The sequence below is a fragment of the uncultured Endozoicomonas sp. genome (assembly GCF_947495845.1).
Taxonomy (GTDB): domain Bacteria; phylum Pseudomonadota; class Gammaproteobacteria; order Pseudomonadales; family Endozoicomonadaceae; genus Endozoicomonas.
Genome location: NZ_CANMAO010000004.1, coordinates 164216 through 181843, shown reverse-complemented (window position 1 = coordinate 181843; position 17628 = coordinate 164216). Strand labels below are relative to the sequence as shown.

Here is a 17628-nt window from a genome sequence, read left to right as displayed (position 1 = left end):
GGGAATCCATACTTCTAACCCATTGAAAATTAAAGCGTATGCATTCCCACGCGGAGCATGGGAACGAGGTTTCTGGAGTTTTGCGACAGCCTCACAGCATGGGAATGCATACCCCAAACATCAGGGTTGGAGGTTTTCGCGACAACCTCAAAGCATGGGAACCAGTCGTCATCAATTAGCCACACCCGCCTGATACAAATACTTCTGAAACCCCTTAAACGTTTGCCCAATCGCAGCCGGTGAGCCAAGCACTTGCGCCGCATCGCTGATGGTGTTGTATTTCAACTCAACCATACCGCGCAACTTGGCTTTAGACAGTTCATCCACATCGTCCTGCACATATTTATCCAGCACAAAATCGATAAACTCCTGCTGCTTCTCATCGGTGAACGCGCCATAGATCAGCGGCTTGGCTTTTTCGACCCGTTCTTTACGAGTACAGGGATCGGTGGCATAGGCGACATAGGCCAGAAGGTCATACACATCGCTGTCTTTTGCATCAATCAGTGCTTTCATGCTGTCGAGTTTTTCATCGTCGTAACCGGCTTCGGCAAGATCGGCGCGCAGTTTTTCCCGGGTATCCGGATCGCCCCAGATATTCCGCAACTGATCTTCATCCGTAAAAAAGCGGGGCAGGTCATCAAACATTTTTTCAATAAATGCTTTCGCGGTAATGGGCTTGCCATCTGGCCCCCAATACATTACTGACGAAATATGCTGTATTTGCCGGGCTTTACCATCGTGGAGTTTGATGGTGATTTTTTCAGGCGGTGGTTCCGAATCACAAAGGCAGGGAGAACTGCCACAAACAGCACAAGGCTCAGGAAGGCAAACACAGGGCTGCTGATCACATTGCGGGCACGCAGGTTTAGGGCAGGCGCAGGGAGAGAAACCGCATTCGGCACAGGGTTCTGTTTCACAAATGCAGGGGCTTGCTTCACAGGTTTTACAGGGTTCAGGTGGCAAGGGTTCGCCATCCCATGCCGGGTCAGAAAAGTTATGGTGGGCTTTCACAAAATCATAAATAGTGAAAAACTCTTTGCCCTCGTACACCCGTGTGCCGCGCCCGATGATCTGCTTAAACTCGATCATATTATTGCAGGGGCGCATCAACACAATGTTGCGCACATTGCGGGCATCGACGCCGGTGGAGAGTTTCCGCGATGTGGTGAGAATGGTGGGAATGGTTTTCTCATTATCAGAAAACGTATTCAGGTCATTTTCACCGGCGGTGCCGTCATTGGCCGTCACCCGCACACAATAGCTGGTATTGGTCGTCCAACCCTTTTTTACGGCGTACTGATTAATATAATCACGCACCATGCCCGCATGCTTTTGCGTGGCACAGAAGACGATGGTCTTGTGTTGCGGATTGATCCGATCCATCCAGTAATGCACCCGCTTTTCTTCACGGGCGGGAATGGTGATGGTTCGGTTAAAGTCGCCTTCTTTATACAGCTTGCCCGGCTCCGGCTCACCCTGAATCACCACGCCGTCGCCGGGGGTGTACACATACTCATCCATGGTGCCGACAATGGGATACACTTTGAACGGTGTTAAAAAGCCGTCGTTGATGCCTTCTTTCAAGGTGTAAACGTACACCGGTTCGCCGAAATAACCGTAGGTGTCGGCATTCTCGGTGCGCTTCGGTGTGGCGGTTAAACCCAACTGCACGGCGGGGCTGAAGTAGTTAAGAATCTCCCGCCAGCTGCTTTCATCATTAGCGCCGCCCCGGTGACATTCATCAATCACAATCAGATCGAAAAAGTCCGCCGGATAGTCACCAAAGTACGGAGTGTCATTGCCTTCTTCATCCTTGCCACTCATAAAGGTCTGGAAGATGGTGAAGAACACACTGCCATTTTTGGGCACGCGTCCGTTCTTTTTAATGGCGTCCGGCGCAATGCGGACAATGGCATCGTCGCCAAAGGCGGAGAAATCGTTAAACGCCTGGTTCGCCAGCACATTCCGATCCGCCAGAAACAGAATCCGTGGGCGACGTTGTGATGCATCCGGTGCTTTCTGTGTGCTCAGGCTCCAGCGGCTTTGAAACAGTTTCCATGCGGTTTGAAAAGCGATGCAAGTTTTGCCGGTGCCGGTGGCCAGGGTTAACAGAATGCGGGATTCACCGGCGGCAATGGCGTCCAGTGCATTATTAATGGCGTTTTCCTGATAGTACCTTGGCTGCCAGTCGCCTTTGGTTTCAAAGGGAATGGCGCTGAACCGATCTCGCCAGACGGTTTGATAATCCGGCGCGGCTTTGTCTTTCTCTGCAAAGGTGAGCGCCCAGAGTTCATCGGGGGAAAGGTAGCGATCAACCTGTTTCTCTTCCCCCGTTACCATATCCATCTGGTAAATTTCATGGCCGTTGGTGGCATAGGCCATACGACACTGGAGCCGTTTGGCGTAATCCTTCGCCTGTCGTACGCCTTCGGTGTAACTCAGGCTTTCTTTTTTCGCTTCCACCGCCGCCAGTTTACGACCACGGAAGACCAACACATAATCACTATCGACCTTCGTGCCGCGCTTGCCGCCGGTTAAAATCATGCCAGGACAAATCACCTCACGCCGAATAAAACTTTGTTCCACCACACTCCAGCCAGCGGCTTTCAGTTGCGGGTCGATCAGTTCGGCACGGGTATCTGCTTCGTTGCGCGTCCTGGCAGTACTCATCAGGCGACTTCCTTGCTGGTTAACTGGCCGGTGAAGGCTTTTTGTAGGATGGATTTTTTTAGCTCTGAAAGGCGAATCAGCTTTTGTTCATACTTTTCTTTGAGATATCTTACTTGGGTTTCCAAGTTTTCAATATTCTCAACTATTATTTTTTGTGTTCGGGTACTTGGGAAAGCAATCTTTATTTTTCTTAAGTCATCGTTATATAGCCTAGAAATTGTTGCGCCCTTCGATGGATTCCAGTCACAAAAGCCGTAAAAATGGTACAAGTATTTGTTGAGGGCTAATTCCTCATTATTTGCTATCCAGACAATATTCGAGTCTTGGAAGTAAGCAGGCTTCCCGTCATAAATCACTCTACGACCAATAGTCCCTGAAGCCGAAATTAGGACATCCCCCTTCTTAGGAAACGAGTACTTTTTCTTGAATTCTCGATAAATATTTTTGTCAATATACGAATTTGGCTCTTTACCAAAAGTGCCAATTTTGTAAAAGGGGATATCTCCAGAGGAAGCTGTTTGCTTCTTTAAAATCCTTTTACACATAGAGACTTTACCCAAATCTCCAATAGTGGATTCAATCCACCCCTCACCACGCGGGCTAAACACCTGCTGTAAGTAGCTTTCAAACAGCTCACGGGTGTTGTTGAGGTTTTTCTCGGCAAGGGCACGGGCTTGCTCAATCTCGGCAAAGGCTTTATCCAGAAGGGTGACGATACGTTTTTGCTCTTCCAACTCGGGCAGAGGGATTGAAAATTTTGCTAGATCCTTAGCCCCTAAATTAGGTTGCGCTGCACCACCCTCATATTTTTTAATCATCTCTGCACAAAGTGCACTTTGTAAATAAAGTTGGAAGTACCCTGCATCCAACTTTTCAGACGTTCTTATGATGACAAGAGACGAGGCTATTGCCCCTTCATCCAATTTTTTGACTAAAGCGTGTTTGCCCAAAGACCCCCGCAAGCAAAAAAGAATATCTCCTGCAGAAAATTTTCCTCTGCTTAATAGATCATAGTTGTCCCTTGATATGTAATTCATATCCTCCATTTGGACTTGGCCATTATCCAAATGGCCTGCATTTACAAATGGAATCCCAGCTTGAACAAACTTTGCTCTGGATGGGTAGTTCTTGCCTCTATCTCCATTTTCGAAGGAACATACTTCTCCAAGAGCAACACATGGCCATTCCATCACAGCAACTCCCGAATACTAGCCAGAATCGCTTTACTCTCTTTATCCAGCGCAATAATCTCTTCAATAATCTCGGCAGGTGAACGCAGCTCCACTTCATCCTCCACATTGGGATTTTTCACCGACAAATCCCATGTTTTTGCATCAAGCGTATCCACCGCCAGTGACCAGGATTTCTCCGAGCCTGCAAAGGCCTTCTGCAGCGTGACAAACGCTTGCAGATCCTTGTCATTCAACGGATTGGTTTTGCCCAAACTGCGCCCCGGATCAAGCTGATAAAACCAGATGTTTTGCGTGGCTTCCCCTTTGGTAAAAAACAACACGACGGTTTTCACACCCGCGCCCAAAAAGGTTTTGGCGGGGCAATCCAGCACCGTATGCAGGTTGCAGTTTTCCAGCAGTTCTTTACGCAGGGCAATGGCGGCGTTATCGGTGTTTGATAGAAAGGTGTTTTTAATCACCACTGCCGCCCGACCGCCGGGTTTCAGGATTTTGATAAAGTGCTGCAAAAACAGAAACGCGGTTTCGCCGGTTTTAATGGGAAAGTTCTGCTGCACCTCTTTGCGCTCTTTGCCGCCAAAGGGTGGGTTGGCTAAAATTACATCGTGCTGGTGGCTGGGCTGAATGTCTTTCAGGTTTTCCCCAAGGGTGTTGGTGTGCAGCACATTGGGCGCTTCAATGCCGTGAAGAATCATATTCATGATGGCAATCACATAGGCGAGGGATTTTTTCTCTTTAGCGTAAAAGGTGTGCTTTTGCAGGGTGTTCAGATCATTAACGGACAACTCTTTTTTAGCAGCGCCGCCGTTACGTAAATAGTCGTAAGCTTCACACAAAAAGCCCGCTGAACCGGCGGCACCGTCGTATATGGTGTCGCCTATTTTGGGTTGCACCACATCAATCATGGCGCGAATCAGTGGGCGTGGCGTGTAATATTCGCCACCGTTGCGCCCAGCATTGCCCATGTTTTTGATTTTGGTTTCGTACAGGTGAGAGAGTTCGTGCTTTTCTTCTTGCGAGCGGAAGCGCAGTTCATCCACCTTTTCTAAACAGTCCCGCAGTGAGTAGCCGCTCTGGATTTTGTTTTTGATCTCACTGAAGATTTCACCAATTTTGTACTCGATGGTGTTGGGGCTGGCGGCGCGGGCTTTAAACCCTTTTAAATACGGGAACAACTCACCATCGACGTAATCCATCAAATCGTCGCCGGTCATGGCTTCGTTATGATCAAAATGACCTTTGTCGTCTTTAGGCGCTGCCCACTCGCTCCAGCGGTGTTGTCTGTTGATGATGTAACGATACTCTTCGCCCAGCATCTCCGATTCCTGCGCGCGCTGGTATTCGAAATCGTCCAGATATTTCAGGAACAGCATCCATGAGGTTTGTTCGGTGTAATCCAGCTCACTGGAACAACCGGCATCTTTGTGAAGAATGTCGTCTATGTTTTTGAACGTTGTTTCAAACATACAGGGCAACCGTGTTGGTGGCGTGCGCGGATGATGATGGCACGCAATACTGAATGCGGATAGTTTGCCTGATTGCGGAAAGTTTGTCTCAGTAGGGTTTTCAGAAATCACTATTGCCTTTACTAAGTACACAACAATATAAAATCATATTTTCTGACTTGTTGCTCAGGTTCTCTCGGCAACGCAGGAGCAGTTGCCGAGAGAACCTGAACAAAAAGTCAAATATTCTTAATTGCAGAGATAGTCAATATACTGCGGACTTCTCTGCAGTGAGAATGATTTGGCTACCATGATGTCGATCAAAGAAAGTAATGCACACTATTGCACCTACTGGAAAATAAACGTCTAATACGAATCGTTTTCAGTACCGTTAAGATTTCTTGCATTCTCAAGTCTTAACCTTACCGTGTAATGTGGAATCAGAGAGAAATCATGGCATCAGTTTTAGGGTTCGTAAAAAAGGCAGTTGTCGTTATTGCAGCCACTCTGGCTTTTTCAGTTCAGGCTGGTGTTATTGAAGTTGAGCATTACAAGGGAACGGTTTCTCTGGATGCTGCACCTCAGCGAGTGGTTGTGCTTGGTCTGAGCAGTCTGGATATTCTCGATAGTCTAAATATTCAACCGGTGGGTGCGCCCCATGAACTTATGCCCGCGTATCTGGAAAAGTATCTCACCAGCACCCGTAACGTTGGCACTGTAAAAGAGCCAGATTACGAAGCAATCTATACCTTGAAGCCAGATATCATCATTGCAGAACCACGTATGCTGACGCTGTATGACGATCTGAGCAAAATCGCGCCCACCGTTATGTTTCATCCAATGGATGGACAATACTGGGAAGACACACAAGACAACTGGCGTATGCTTGGCAAGCTGTTCAATAAAGAAACTCAGGTGGAAAGCCTGATCAAGAAAACCTCCGGCGACATTGAAGCCATTCGTAATCAGGTTCAGGCCGCGGATCTGGATGCCCTGATGCTGATCAATAATGGCGGTAATATCGCCATGTACGATGAGGAAAGCCGTTTCTCTTTGGTGTTCAAAGAGTTTGGTTTTGATAGTGCTGCGCTGAGTGAAGAAGAAATTAAAGGTATGAATGCCGCAAAAGGCGCCCACGGTAATCTGATTTCTTTTGAATACATTGCTACAGCGGCTCCCGAAGTCATGTTTGTGTTGGATCGTGATCAGGCCATTGGCAATGCGACGGGTAAAGCACTGGCGGCATTTAACAATCCACTGGTCAGTGGTACACCGGCCGCGAAAGACGACAGATTAGTGTTTGTAAATCCGAACGCCTGGTACATCACCAGCGGTGGTGTGACAGGTACGGCCAATATCATTACGGATATCCAACAGGCATTGAACTGATCCTTTAACCTATACCCAAAGGATTTTAAGTTGCTACGCGGCGGCAAGTAAGCGAAGCCCCGTGAGCCTACAATTAGTAGGTGATCGGGGTGAGCGAGCGCGGCCAACAAAGTAGCGACTTGAAAGGCGACGGGTATATCTCTCAGGCGTGCCATAGGGCATGCCTTTTGTGCAGCTGACACCTGATGATTTTTTACTCACGCATTCTGGCTCTATTGCTTTTGCTTGTCATGGCGGCGACATCGTTATTTATTGGTGTGGCTGACGTTTCTTTGGCCAGTTTGCTCAGTGGTGACCAAGACACCTGGTCCATTACTCTGATCAGTCGTATCCCGAGGTTGCTGGCGATTGTGCTTGCCGGTGCCGGGCTCAGTGTTGCTGGCCTGATTATGCAACAGGTGACTCAGAATCGTTTTGCTTCCCCTTCCACGGTGGGCACCATTGATTGCGCACTACTTGGTTACATTATTGGGCTGGTGTTGTTCAGTGATGCGGGTCAGTGGACGCTGCTTGGGGTGATCTTCGCCTTTGCGGTGGGTGGCACCATGCTGTTTGTGAAATTCCTTCAGCGCCTTCAATTCAAAAATGCGGTTTTAGTGCCTCTGATCGGGATTATGTACGGCAATGTGGTATCCGCTTTAACGACATTTCTCGCCTACCGATTTGATTTGACGCAATCCATGTCGGCCTGGACCACGGCCAACTTTGCCAGTGTGTTGCAGGGCAGCTATGAAGTGCTCTACCTGGCAATACCGGTGTGTGTACTGGCTTACTTTTATGCCAGCCAATTCAGCGCTGCCAGCATTGGCGAAAGCTTTGCAAAAAACATCGGCTTAAACTTTGAGAAAATTGTCTTTATTGGTGTCGCGCTGGTGGCGGTGAGCTCCGCATCGGTGGTGATGATTGTCGGTGTGATTCCTTTTCTTGGATTGATTGTTCCCAATATCGTTTCCTTGTTTATGGGCGACAACATGAAAACTATCCTGCCATGGACTGCTTACTGGGGCATGGTACTGGTGCTTATTTGTGATGTGATTGGGCGGCTGGTGATCTTCCCTTATGAAATGCCAATTTCGTTGATCATCAGTATTTTTGGTGGCGGTGTGTTTATTTATTTGGTGCTGAGGGATAAGGCCAATGGGTGATTCTGCCAAGATGGCGTTACTGGCGGTGGCGTGTCTGCTGATCACCGGCTGGTTTATTGGTCAGGGTTTGAATGCGGATAACTACCAGTTCTTTTTATCGCTGCGCTTTCCCAAAGTGCTGGCCATTATTCTTGCCGCGGTGGCGATTTCAGCATCGTCTCTGGTGTTCCAGACCATCACCAATAATCGAATTCTAACACCGTCGATTCTGGGTTTTGATAATCTCTACGTGCTGATTCAGGTCCTGCTGGTGGTGTTTCTGGGCAGTGCTCACCATTGGGTAGTCAACCCGGTGATTAATTTTATTCTGTCCTGCGTGGTGATGATCGGCTTTTCGCTGTTGCTGTTCTATTTCTACTTTAAACGACAGGGGCGAAGTATATTTACCCTGATACTGATCGGCATCATTTGCGGCAGTGTGTTCAGCAGTATTACCGGCTTTCTCACCATGGTGATTGATCCCAATGAATTCACCAATATTCAAGACACCATGTTTGCCAGTTTTAATAACATCAATGGTGAGCTGGTTTATTGGAGCGCTGGGCCGCTGATGCTTTGCTTTGGCGGTTTACTCTTTTATTCCCGTCAGTTGGATGTGCTTTGGCTGGGGACGGATAACGCCATCAGTCTGGGGTTGGACCCTGTGAAAATCACCCGGCGCATTATGGTGCTGGTGACGATTATGATCTCCATCGCCACGGCATTGGTGGGCCCGGTGTTGTTCTTCGGACTGATCACGGTGAGTTTAACCCGTGAACTGTTTAAGAGTTACCAGCATTGGGTATTGATTCTAGCGGGTAGTCTGCTGGCGATATTTCTATTGATAACTGGCCAGTGGTTTGTTGAGAAAGTGTTGTCTTTTCAAACGACCATCAGCGTTTTGATTAATCTGGCCGGTGGCTCCTATTTCTTATATCTGCTGATGCGAAATCGCATTAACTAAGGTTGCCTGTGTGATCAAGTTAACCGGATTGAGTAAAAAATACGGCAAAACCCTGGTGGTTAACGATGCCAGCGCTCTGTTTCCGTTGGGCGAAGTGACGTCCGTGATCGGGCCGAACGGAGCGGGTAAAAGTACATTGTTGTCCATGGCCTGTCGCCTGACAGAAAGCGATGCCGGCGAAATCCTTATTGGCAATAAACTGTTGGCTGAATGGGATAGCCGGGAGTTAGCACGGCAGCTTGCCGTTCTGCGGCAATCGAACAGTATCAATATGCGCTTTACGGTTCGTGAGTTGGTGTCGTTTGGGCGTTTCCCTCATTCACAGGGACGGCTGAATGATGAAGATCAGCGCATCATCAACGAGGCCATCGGCCATCTTGGCATTACTGAGATTCAACATCGTTACATCGATGAGCTCAGTGGTGGTCAGCGACAAATGGCGTTTATTGCCATGGTGGTGGCGCAGGACACGGATTACGTATTTCTGGATGAACCCCTGAATAATCTGGATATCAAACACTCCGTAGAGATCATGCAGATCCTGCGACAGCTGGCCCATAAGATGAACAAGGCCGTGGTAATTGTGATTCATGATATCAACTTTGCGTCTTGTTACTCCGACCATATCGTAGCCATGAAAAAGGGCGAGGTGGTGAAAGCGGGCACCGTTCAAGAAGTGGTGTGCAAAGAGGTAATGGAATCCATCTACGAGATTCCATTTTATATTCAGGAAATCGAGGGGCAGAGGATCTGTCTCTATTACAACAGTTAATGAAAACAGGTGCTTTATGTCAAAACGAGAACCCTGCCAGGTAACGGTGAAAAGCGCTGAACGACTGACAACCAATATGCAACGGCTGGTTCTGTCCGGAGAATCCTTATCCCGATTCCCGGTAAACTGTGACAGTGGTTACATCAAGCTGTTGTTTATGCCTGATGGTGCTCCGGTTACTGATACAGCTTGCCTGGAAAGCCTGAACGGGAAGCCGGTGATGAGAACCTACACCATTCGCCAGTTCAACGCAGAAACGCTGGAAATGACGGTGGATTTTGTTCTTCATGGTCACGATGGTCATACCGGCCCTGCGGCGAATTGGGCAGAGCATTGCAAGGCGGGCGACACTATTTGTATAGCAGGTCCCGGTGATATCAAACTGATCAATCAGGATGCCCAGTGGTTGCTTTTTGCGGGTGATATGACAGCACTGCCGGCGATCAGTTGTAACCTGGAACAGCTTCCAGCTAATGCCCGTGGCGTTGCGATCATTGATATTCTCAACGACAGTGATCAACAGCCATTAATTGCACCGGAAGGCATTGAGGTTATTTGGGTGAAGGGACGTGATGAGTTTTTGTCCGCTATTCATAATCAGTCATGGTCGTATACTAATGTGTCAGTCTGGTGTGCCTGTGAATTTTCTGTGATGCGAGAGGCTCGTCAGTTCTTCAAGATGGAGAAATGCATTTCCAAGGAAAAGCTTTATATTAGTAGCTACTGGAAACAGGGGATTTCTGAGGAAGAGCATAAGGTGTTGAAGCAGAAGGATGCAGTACATACGGCAGACTGAAAACTGAAAATCATGGCTGCTGGTTGTAATAGTAGCGGTAGTAAGCAATTTTCCATTAATTCGTCATTCCCCCTCAGGTGGTTGTTGCCAAACAACAAGGTCGGTAACTCTGAGGGTGCCGATATTCTACCGCCCTGCAGGGCTTGTTGTCGGCAACCCATCGGGATTACCGATCTACGAAATCTGCTTTTAAATATCTTTTGCAGCACTCTCGAAGGTGGGAATCTACCCTAAGCTCCGGTCAAATGGTTACGGCGAACGCTCATTTGAATCGGTTTAAGGAAGAGGATGGATGGTCATGGGTTTATTAGTTAACGGTCAATGGCAGGATACCTGGTATGAAACGGGTAAAAACAACGGGGATTTTAAGCGGGAAGCGGCGCAACTGAGAAACTGGATCACCGTAGATGGTGCCGCCGGATCGTCTGGTGAAGGAGGCTTCAAAGCGGAAAGTGGTCGTTATCATCTCTATGTGTCGTTAGCTTGCCCATGGGCTCATCGAACCTTGATATTCAGAACCCTGAAAGGATTGGAAGCACACATCAGCGTGGATGTGGTTAGCCCGATTATGCTGGATAACGGCTGGACCTTCGAGCAGAGCGAAGGCAGTACCGGTGATCGCTTGAACAGTCGTCAGTTTATGCACCAGATTTATACGGTTAATAAATCAGACTACACCGGGCGTGTAACAGTGCCAGTACTCTGGGATAAGAAAACCGGGCGCATTGTATCCAACGAATCGGCTGAAATTATTCGGATGTTTAATAGTGCCTTTAATTCAATAACGGGCAATGAACTGAACTTCTACCCAGATACACTCGCCAGCGAGATTGATGAGATTAATGCACTAATATACGACACCATCAATAATGGCGTGTATCGGTGTGGTTTTGCTACCAGCCAGGCCGCCTATGAAGCGTCTTACGACAAACTTTTTGCAGCCCTGGATCATGTAGAAACGATTCTGAGTAAACAGGATTATCTGGTAGGGGATTCTCTGACAGAAGCTGATTGGCGACTGTTTACCACTCTGATTCGGTTTGATGCGGTGTATCACGGTCACTTCAAAACCAACCTGAAACGACTGGAGGATTATCCGGCCATTTCAAACTATGTACGTGCGCTGTATCAATACCCGGGTATTGCAGAAACGGTGGACTTCAAACACATCAAAGAACACTACTACATCAGTCATACTATGATTAACCCAACTCAAGTAGTGCCTAAAGGCCCTTTGATAGACTACAGTCGGCCTCACAACCGTAAGAAATAATACTTTCTGAAAAGATAAAAAAAGGCCGGAAATAACTTACCGGCCTTTTTTACATCTGTTGTTTGATTATACCAATGGCGTTTTTAAATTTTGGAACGAGCAAGTTATTTTGGGCGACTGGGCAAGGCGAAGAGACGAGTCATAGCCTTTATGCCCTCGGGTAGTAGCTATGGCGAGGAACTTCAACGCAGATCCAGTCGGTCAAAATAGCTGCGCAGCCCATAATTTAAAAACAGAATTGGTATTACTTGGCTGCAGCAACCATTACACGACGGTTCTGTTCACGGCCTTCAGCAGTATCGTTGTTGGCGATTGGGCTTTCTTCGCCCATGCCAGCCGCGTCAATACGTGCGGCATCGATACCGTGTTGATCCACCAGAATCAGACGGATAGCACTTGCGCGCTTTTCAGACAGTTTCTGGTTATAGGCAGCAGGGCCAGTGTTATCGGTGTAGCCAATGATGCTGATGCGAACATTCTGGTTACGCTTCAGGAATTCGGCCATTTCAGTAATGATCGGCATATCCGCTGCATTGACATTGGCGGAGTCATTGCCAAAGTTAACCATCAGCTCAGCTTGCTCAGACACTTCACAGCCAGTGGCGTCTACTGTCGCGCCTGGCAGTGTGCTTGGGCACTGGTCATCTTGATCAATCACACCATCGTTGTCACTATCGAGCACCACAACCACGGGTGCAACGATCACTTCTTCTGCAACCACTGGCGCAGCAACTGGAGCAACGGCGCCAAAAGTCCAGGTCAGGGCAACGTTGGCCATGCTTTCAGTCTGGGCGTAATCCATGGAGCGAACTGCACGCAGATCACCGCGCAGGGACAGGTTCTCAGTCAGGGCTTTGCGAACACCGAAACCGGCATTTACACGAGTGTCGTCGTGCGCACCGTGATTGTCTGCGTCCATTTCAAAGTGGCTGGCACCAGCAACCACGTAAGGGGTGAAGCTGCCATCCCATGGTGTCAGGTCGTAGAACGCATCCAGACGGAATTCTTTCAAATCAACATCGCCACCATTGTCTTTAATGTCGGAAGAACCCTTGGAGTAAACACCTTCAACGCTGATGCGGTTGTTGTAACGATAGCCAACACCGATTCCTGGGGAAACCGTGTTGTCGGTATCACGGTGTGTGTCCATGTTGTTGTAAGAAGCACCAGCAGAGATGGTGAATCCTTTCTCAACCACTTTCTGGGCTACAGCGCCCTGCGCAACAGCAGTACCACAAACAGCCATACCAATAGCCATCGCCATTACAGAGCGTGCGAAACCTTGCACTTTCATACGTACTTTAATCTCTATGTGTTGTGTCATATTTGGGAATAGGGATTCCCAAAGGGGGGAGCGGCGATACTAAACAAGAAATGTGAACTAATGAACACTTTGTGGGTGTGTTTTTTACCTATCGGTCTGGTGGTAAATCCTCTGTGTTGGTTATTAGATGGTTCGATGGTACGTATTTAGGCCAGTTTACAGAATATGAGCATTTTCTGGACATATGTTTAGGAACCTTTCGCTCATAGCTATGTCAGAAGTAATTGTTATTTTTAAAGGCAATAAGGAAATGATTCTTGAAGGGCCTGTCATTTGTGCTGACCAGAAAGCGCAACACAATATTACTGCAAACATGCAGGTTGGAAGTACCGATTTCGGAAGAACCGTAAGAGTGATGGAGAGCCTTGGCAAGTTCACTGCCAGCCTGACTAATGGCTACAGTGCTTGTAAAACACTGGAGTCCGTCGCTTCTTCAGTACAGATAATAATGCTGCTTGGCTTTTTCTCAATGAGGGATGGAGCGGACTCCAGGCACACCTATATACCTGATTGCAAAAAATGCGGTTCCACAGAAAATAGTCAGGCTAATGAAAGTGTCTCAAATCAGTCTGAAGATGGCAGTGCCTCAATTGTGGATCTATCGTCAAGAAATCACTGCGATCTTTATGCGACCTGCAGTCACTGTTTTCGGGATGGGGATATGTCGGTTGTTGAGGAGCCGCCACCGCCACCACCAATCCCTGCTGCCATGCAGAATTTGATTGTGGCAGTGAAGGCTTGAATAGGTAGACAAATTGTGTATTTAAATTTGGTTGATTGATGATCAGCCGTTGTTGCGAAAAGGTCTTGCCTCAGTTGCTCAATGAAGAAGGAGGGGGGTTCATTACTGGTGAGGCCGGGAACGGGCAAGACGGAGTCCGATGAGCTGTACGCAGTAAAGAGTCAGCTACCAGGAGACTTGTGGTGGATGACCGACTTGCAGGAGGGCTGGATCTGAGAGCTGGAAAAGCAACCTTAATAGTTTACTGCGTGCTTTCAGTTAAGTTATCAGAGGTCTGCTCTTTTTTTTTAGAAAAAGGTGCAAGTAAAGTCCTGAATGTTTCATGGCATACCCCATTAGCGCACCAACAAATAAGGAAATCGCTACGACCTTCCAGTTACCATCTGCGGCAAAAGTAGTGCAGGCTCCAATAAAGGTTCCCGGAATATAGGCAAGCCATTTTTTATGAGCTTGAGCGCACATTAAGAACGAAACGACTGCAATGATGACATAATTAATTACGCTGCTTTCAATGATGGTGGAGGCGTAAATCATCACCATTGCCCAAACGACACCGGAAATATTACTGGCGATGCTACCCATTAATGACCTCAGGTCACCTTGAGTTGCAAAGAAACTGGTGCAGCCAAGAAACCCTGCCCAGGTCAATAGGTGAAAGCTGTCTGCTATCCAGGCCCATAGGCCAGATAAAAGGCCGGTGGTCAAAGCGATACAAAAAAGTTGTGGCATGGATGGTGATCCCCATTGCTGAGCACCCAGTATGACGGGTTAATGTGATGATCCAATGGGGGTTGTTACGAGGAGATCCGTTAGAATAATCGGTTGTTGTCAGTGGTTACACGTATGCTTCGTATAGAATTTGATGGCTAATGGCAGGCTGAGGCGGAAGGCCTCATCTTCAAAACTTCTGATCATATAGTGCTTTTCAAATTCTGCGCGTTTAATTTTATCGTTCAACAGTTGACGTACATGAACCAGTTCGTGCGCCATAGTAATGCGTATCTCGCTGGGTTCCAGCCCATCGGCAAGGGCTATCAGGAAAGCACCATTATTCAATGGACGTGTAAAGCCACGCATATAGGGATTTTTCATACGCTGACGTTTATATTTCAGTTTTACGCCTTCAATACCAAGCTCTTTAAGATAGAAGTTTTGCAGATCATTGAATGTACAGCCGGAAGGGTTCATTGGTCCATCAAATACGGCACTGGTTGAAGTAGAAAAGCAGCTTAGCAAGATGAGCAGAAGTGACGCTTTGACGATTTGTTGGTTCCATAAAGTGTCAAGTTTCATCAGATGCGTTATAACTTTCCCAAAAGAGTGTCAGAAAAATGATGGTTTAATTCGTGCTTGATTGAATGGGCTAACCAATACCAATCGGCTGTATTGATGAAGGACTTAAGCATGTGGCTACAGAAACAAATTCAACTGCCTGCCTATAAGAAGCTGTTCACAATCTTTCTGCGAGCTGCAAATGATGATAAAACGCCCCTGTTTTTCAGTTTTCTTCGTTACTTAGCGCCACTATGCGCCTCAAAAAACTGAAAAACAGGAACATTTTCTCCTCGTTTTCGTTATTCGCAAAAGATCATGAACAGCTTCTAAGAGAGGGTTTTATTTGATTACCCATCACATTGAGCGCAACCTGTCAGAATTGCCGCAATGTAAAACCGGCCTTTGTCATGTATTCATTCAGCATACATCCGCATCACCAACCATAAATGAGAATGCAGACCCGGATGTACGGAATGATATGGAAGCCTTCTGTAATCGATATATGCCTGAAAATGAAGCCTATTACCTGCATACATTAGAGGGCAGTGATGATATGCCAGCGCATATTAAAACCAGTCTTTTCGGTGCCGATGTAATAATTCCCATTGTGGATGGTCGGTTTGCATTGGGAACCTGGCAAGGCGTATGGCTTGGAGAGCATAGAGATAATGGAGGATGTCGTAACGTACTCGTCACTTTACAAGGCGCTCCTTATACGTAATGATAATTTCAGATGTAAACGACGAAAGGAGGGGAAAAAACTGGCATATGGATGATGCTAGTCTATAACTATAAAAATTGGACAAGAAGTCAACATTGCAACGTCAGAAGAGTTATTCAAAAAAATAGGGTGTAGATTGTTTTTTGGAATAATAATTCTGATTACCAGTACCTAGAGGATATAGCTATGGCAAGGAAAAAGCCTACAAAAGCTGCTGCTGGTTTTAATGGCGCTGATATTGGTTTTCTGGGAAGTCGGGATGAACCGGCTGACGAACGAACCGTCGAGTCTCGAAAAGTGCTTCGGGAAAGCTTGGACTCACAAATTGAAGAGTTCTTGAAAAAAGGCGGAGAAATCGAATCTGTTCCATCGAATATCACGGCAGATCCACCCCAAAAACCCTCCGGAGATTATGGAAACAGGCCTATTTAATCCAACAATTGAAGCCCGGTTTATCCGGGCTTTTTTATGTCCAGGGATGGACGGTATCCTGAAAATGCAGGAGCAATTTTCAGGGTTATGTCCAGGGATGGACGGTATCCTGAAAATGCAGGAGCAATTTTCAGGGTTATGTCCAGGGATGGACGGTATCCTGAAAATGCCGAGAGCAATTTTCAGGGTATGCCAGGGATGGACGGTATCCTGAAAATGCACGACTGCATGGATGCAGGAGGTAGAGTAACGCAGGAGCAGTTACCGAGGAGCAATTTTCAGGGTATGCCAGGGATGGACGGTATCCTGAAAAAGTCTTACAGCCTTGGCTTAATCAATCAAACGACTTCTACCCATGAGCCATCGTCGTGCGCTGAGAGTTCACCAATCGCTTCCAGAGATAAGCCATAGCGTTTAGTAATGTTGTGAAATGCCTCTTCAATGGATGGATCGACTGCAACCAGAAGACCGCCGCTGGTCTGTGGATCACACAAAATTTGTTTCTGAGCTTCTGATATTTCAGCGGCCTTATGGCCATAGCTGGCAAAGTTTCTCTCAGTGCCACCCGGAATGCACCCTTGTAAACGATATTCCTCCGCGTGTGGCAATAATGGGAGTTTGTCGCTAAAGATCGTTGCCTTAACTTTACTTCCTTCACACACCTCAAGAAGGTGCCCGAGCAAACCAAAGCCGGTCACATCGGTGACCGCACTCACACCATTCAGCAGTGCCAAGTCTGCACCAATTTTATTCAGCGTGCACATGGCTTCCGTTGCTATGTGTTGATGTTCTTCTTTCAGCCGTTTTTTCTTTTGCGCTGTTGTGAGAATACCCACGCCGAGAGGTTTGGTAAGAAAGAGCTTATGACCTGCCACAGCTTGGTCATTTCTTTTCAGGTGCTCTAGAAGTACACGACCAGTTACCGCTAAACCAAACATGGGCTCTGGGGCATCAATACTGTGGCCTCCTGCAAGAGGAATACCGGCATCGGCGCAAGCCTGACGTCCCCCATCGACAACTTTTGCAGCAACTTCCGGGGACAGGGTATTGATAGGCCAGCCGAGAATAGCAATCGCCATAATGGGGTTGCCGCCCATTGCGTAAATATCACTAATGGCATTGGTTGCAGCGATACGGCCAAAGTCGAAAGGGTCATCAACAATGGGCATAAAGAAATCGGTTGTGCTGATGATGCCTTCACCGTTGCCAATATCCATGACGGCAGCATCATCTTTACTTGAATTGCCGACAACCAGGGCTGGAAATTCTGGAAGTGTCAGGTTGGTTTTAAGGATGCTGTCCAGTACCTGTGGAGAAATTTTACACCCACAGCCAGCGCCATGGCTGTACTCAGTAAGTTTTACATCGTTCATCTGCAATACCCATAATGAGTTGGTGGAGCCACTCTACCATCGAAGAAAAAATATTCATCCATAAAAATAGACAACAAAGGTTTCTAATGTGATAACGCTGTGATAAAAGTTAGGTCAACAGGAAGTTGATTTTGA

At 47.3% G+C, this 17628-nt stretch carries 15 protein-coding genes and 1 pseudogene; 9 read left to right on the top strand and 7 right to left on the bottom strand.

What is annotated here, in order from left to right; all coding sequences use genetic code 11:
* Positions 1-171: 171 nt before the first annotated feature.
* From hsdR to Q1B11_RS05080, 3 genes are read right to left on the bottom strand one after another with little or no spacing between them, the layout of a single operon-like run.
* A complete protein-coding gene (gene hsdR, locus Q1B11_RS05090) occupies positions 172-2673 on the bottom strand; it encodes an EcoAI/FtnUII family type I restriction enzme subunit R (RefSeq protein WP_299728583.1) in 2502 nt (833 codons plus the stop codon).
* The gene (locus Q1B11_RS05085; RefSeq protein ID WP_299728580.1) at positions 2673-3863 is read right to left on the bottom strand and encodes a restriction endonuclease subunit S; all 1191 of its coding nucleotides are present in this window, start codon (positions 3861-3863) and stop codon (positions 2673-2675) included. The genes hsdR and Q1B11_RS05085 overlap by 1 nt, the downstream gene beginning before the upstream one ends.
* Entirely contained in the window at positions 3863-5329 is a 1467-nt protein-coding gene (locus tag Q1B11_RS05080; protein ID WP_299728577.1) for an N-6 DNA methylase, read from the bottom strand. Before Q1B11_RS05080 ends, Q1B11_RS05085 begins: the two co-directional genes overlap by 1 nt.
* A gap of 432 nt (positions 5330-5761) precedes the next feature.
* On the opposite strand from Q1B11_RS05080, the gene Q1B11_RS05075 reads away from it, so the two are divergent.
* From Q1B11_RS05075 to Q1B11_RS05050, 6 genes are all read left to right on the top strand, one after another.
* Positions 5762-6697 (top strand): ABC transporter substrate-binding protein, encoded by a 936-nt coding sequence (locus Q1B11_RS05075; RefSeq protein WP_299728574.1) that lies wholly within the window; start codon positions 5762-5764, stop codon positions 6695-6697.
* 185 nt (positions 6698-6882) lie between these two features.
* Complete coding sequence (locus Q1B11_RS05070; RefSeq protein WP_299728571.1) at positions 6883-7842, top strand: iron chelate uptake ABC transporter family permease subunit; 960 nt, start codon at positions 6883-6885, stop codon at positions 7840-7842.
* Entirely contained in the window at positions 7835-8785 is a 951-nt protein-coding gene (locus tag Q1B11_RS05065) for an iron chelate uptake ABC transporter family permease subunit (RefSeq protein ID WP_299728568.1), read from the top strand. Before Q1B11_RS05070 ends, Q1B11_RS05065 begins: the two co-directional genes overlap by 8 nt.
* Positions 8786-8795: 10 nt before the next feature.
* Positions 8796-9557 (top strand): ATP-binding cassette domain-containing protein, encoded by a 762-nt coding sequence (locus tag Q1B11_RS05060; RefSeq protein WP_299728565.1) that lies wholly within the window; start codon positions 8796-8798, stop codon positions 9555-9557.
* 16 nt (positions 9558-9573) lie between these two features.
* The gene (locus Q1B11_RS05055; RefSeq protein WP_299728562.1) at positions 9574-10353 is read left to right on the top strand and encodes a siderophore-interacting protein; all 780 of its coding nucleotides are present in this window, start codon (positions 9574-9576) and stop codon (positions 10351-10353) included.
* Positions 10354-10651: 298 nt separating this feature from the next.
* A complete protein-coding gene (locus tag Q1B11_RS05050) occupies positions 10652-11626 on the top strand; it encodes a glutathione S-transferase family protein (protein ID WP_299728559.1) in 975 nt (324 codons plus the stop codon).
* Between the two features lie 244 nt (positions 11627-11870).
* Here Q1B11_RS05050 and Q1B11_RS05045 read toward each other — a convergent pair whose 3' ends face one another.
* Positions 11871-12950: an OmpA family protein gene (locus Q1B11_RS05045; protein ID WP_299728556.1), complete on the bottom strand. Its 1080-nt coding sequence runs from the start codon at positions 12948-12950 to the stop codon at positions 11871-11873.
* A 211-nt stretch (positions 12951-13161) separates the two neighbouring features.
* On the opposite strand from Q1B11_RS05045, the gene Q1B11_RS05040 reads away from it, so the two are divergent.
* Entirely contained in the window at positions 13162-13692 is a 531-nt protein-coding gene (locus Q1B11_RS05040) for a hypothetical protein (RefSeq protein ID WP_299728553.1), read from the top strand.
* Positions 13693-13950: 258 nt separating this feature from the next.
* Here Q1B11_RS05040 and Q1B11_RS05035 read toward each other — a convergent pair whose 3' ends face one another.
* Positions 13951-14421 carry a DUF1097 domain-containing protein gene (locus tag Q1B11_RS05035; protein WP_299728550.1) on the bottom strand — a complete coding sequence of 157 codons (471 nt, stop codon included), beginning with the start codon at positions 14419-14421 and terminating at the stop codon, positions 13951-13953.
* Positions 14422-14520: 99 nt separating this feature from the next.
* On the bottom strand, positions 14521-14985 hold the full coding sequence (locus Q1B11_RS05030) for a hypothetical protein (RefSeq protein ID WP_299728546.1): 465 nt from the start codon (positions 14983-14985) through the stop codon (positions 14521-14523).
* 313 nt (positions 14986-15298) lie between these two features.
* Between Q1B11_RS05030 and Q1B11_RS05025 the strand changes: the two are divergent.
* Positions 15299-15688 (top strand): annotated as a pseudogene (locus Q1B11_RS05025) (secondary thiamine-phosphate synthase enzyme YjbQ); the annotation flags it as partial.
* A gap of 186 nt (positions 15689-15874) precedes the next feature.
* Positions 15875-16120 (top strand): hypothetical protein, encoded by a 246-nt coding sequence (locus tag Q1B11_RS05020; protein ID WP_216636469.1) that lies wholly within the window; start codon positions 15875-15877, stop codon positions 16118-16120.
* Positions 16121-16458: 338 nt separating this feature from the next.
* On the opposite strand, the gene selD is transcribed toward Q1B11_RS05020, so the two are convergent.
* On the bottom strand, positions 16459-17493 hold the full coding sequence (gene selD, locus Q1B11_RS05015) for a selenide, water dikinase SelD (RefSeq protein ID WP_299728542.1): 1035 nt from the start codon (positions 17491-17493) through the stop codon (positions 16459-16461).
* Between the last annotated feature and the right edge of the window lie 135 nt (positions 17494-17628).

What these genes read in the sequence shown, in the direction of transcription:
- hsdR (WP_299728583.1), bottom strand. Translation starts at nt 2,673, where the DNA reads ATGAGTACTGCCAGGACGCGCAACGAAGCAGATACCCGTGCCGAACTG.
- Q1B11_RS05085 (WP_299728580.1), bottom strand. Translation starts at nt 3,863, where the DNA reads ATGGAATGGCCATGTGTTGCTCTTGGAGAAGTATGTTCCTTCGAAAAT.
- Q1B11_RS05080 (WP_299728577.1), bottom strand. Translation starts at nt 5,329, where the DNA reads ATGTTTGAAACAACGTTCAAAAACATAGACGACATTCTTCACAAAGAT.
- Q1B11_RS05075 (WP_299728574.1), top strand. Translation starts at nt 5,762, where the DNA reads ATGGCATCAGTTTTAGGGTTCGTAAAAAAGGCAGTTGTCGTTATTGCA.
- Q1B11_RS05070 (WP_299728571.1), top strand. Translation starts at nt 6,883, where the DNA reads ATGATTTTTTACTCACGCATTCTGGCTCTATTGCTTTTGCTTGTCATG.
- Q1B11_RS05065 (WP_299728568.1), top strand. Translation starts at nt 7,835, where the DNA reads ATGGGTGATTCTGCCAAGATGGCGTTACTGGCGGTGGCGTGTCTGCTG.
- Q1B11_RS05055 (WP_299728562.1), top strand. Translation starts at nt 9,574, where the DNA reads ATGTCAAAACGAGAACCCTGCCAGGTAACGGTGAAAAGCGCTGAACGA.
- Q1B11_RS05050 (WP_299728559.1), top strand. Translation starts at nt 10,652, where the DNA reads ATGGGTTTATTAGTTAACGGTCAATGGCAGGATACCTGGTATGAAACG.
- Q1B11_RS05045 (WP_299728556.1), bottom strand. Translation starts at nt 12,950, where the DNA reads ATGACACAACACATAGAGATTAAAGTACGTATGAAAGTGCAAGGTTTC.
- Q1B11_RS05040 (WP_299728553.1), top strand. Translation starts at nt 13,162, where the DNA reads ATGTCAGAAGTAATTGTTATTTTTAAAGGCAATAAGGAAATGATTCTT.
- Q1B11_RS05035 (WP_299728550.1), bottom strand. Translation starts at nt 14,421, where the DNA reads ATGCCACAACTTTTTTGTATCGCTTTGACCACCGGCCTTTTATCTGGC.
- Q1B11_RS05030 (WP_299728546.1), bottom strand. Translation starts at nt 14,985, where the DNA reads ATGAAACTTGACACTTTATGGAACCAACAAATCGTCAAAGCGTCACTT.
- Q1B11_RS05020 (WP_216636469.1), top strand. Translation starts at nt 15,875, where the DNA reads ATGGCAAGGAAAAAGCCTACAAAAGCTGCTGCTGGTTTTAATGGCGCT.
- selD (WP_299728542.1), bottom strand. Translation starts at nt 17,493, where the DNA reads ATGAACGATGTAAAACTTACTGAGTACAGCCATGGCGCTGGCTGTGGG.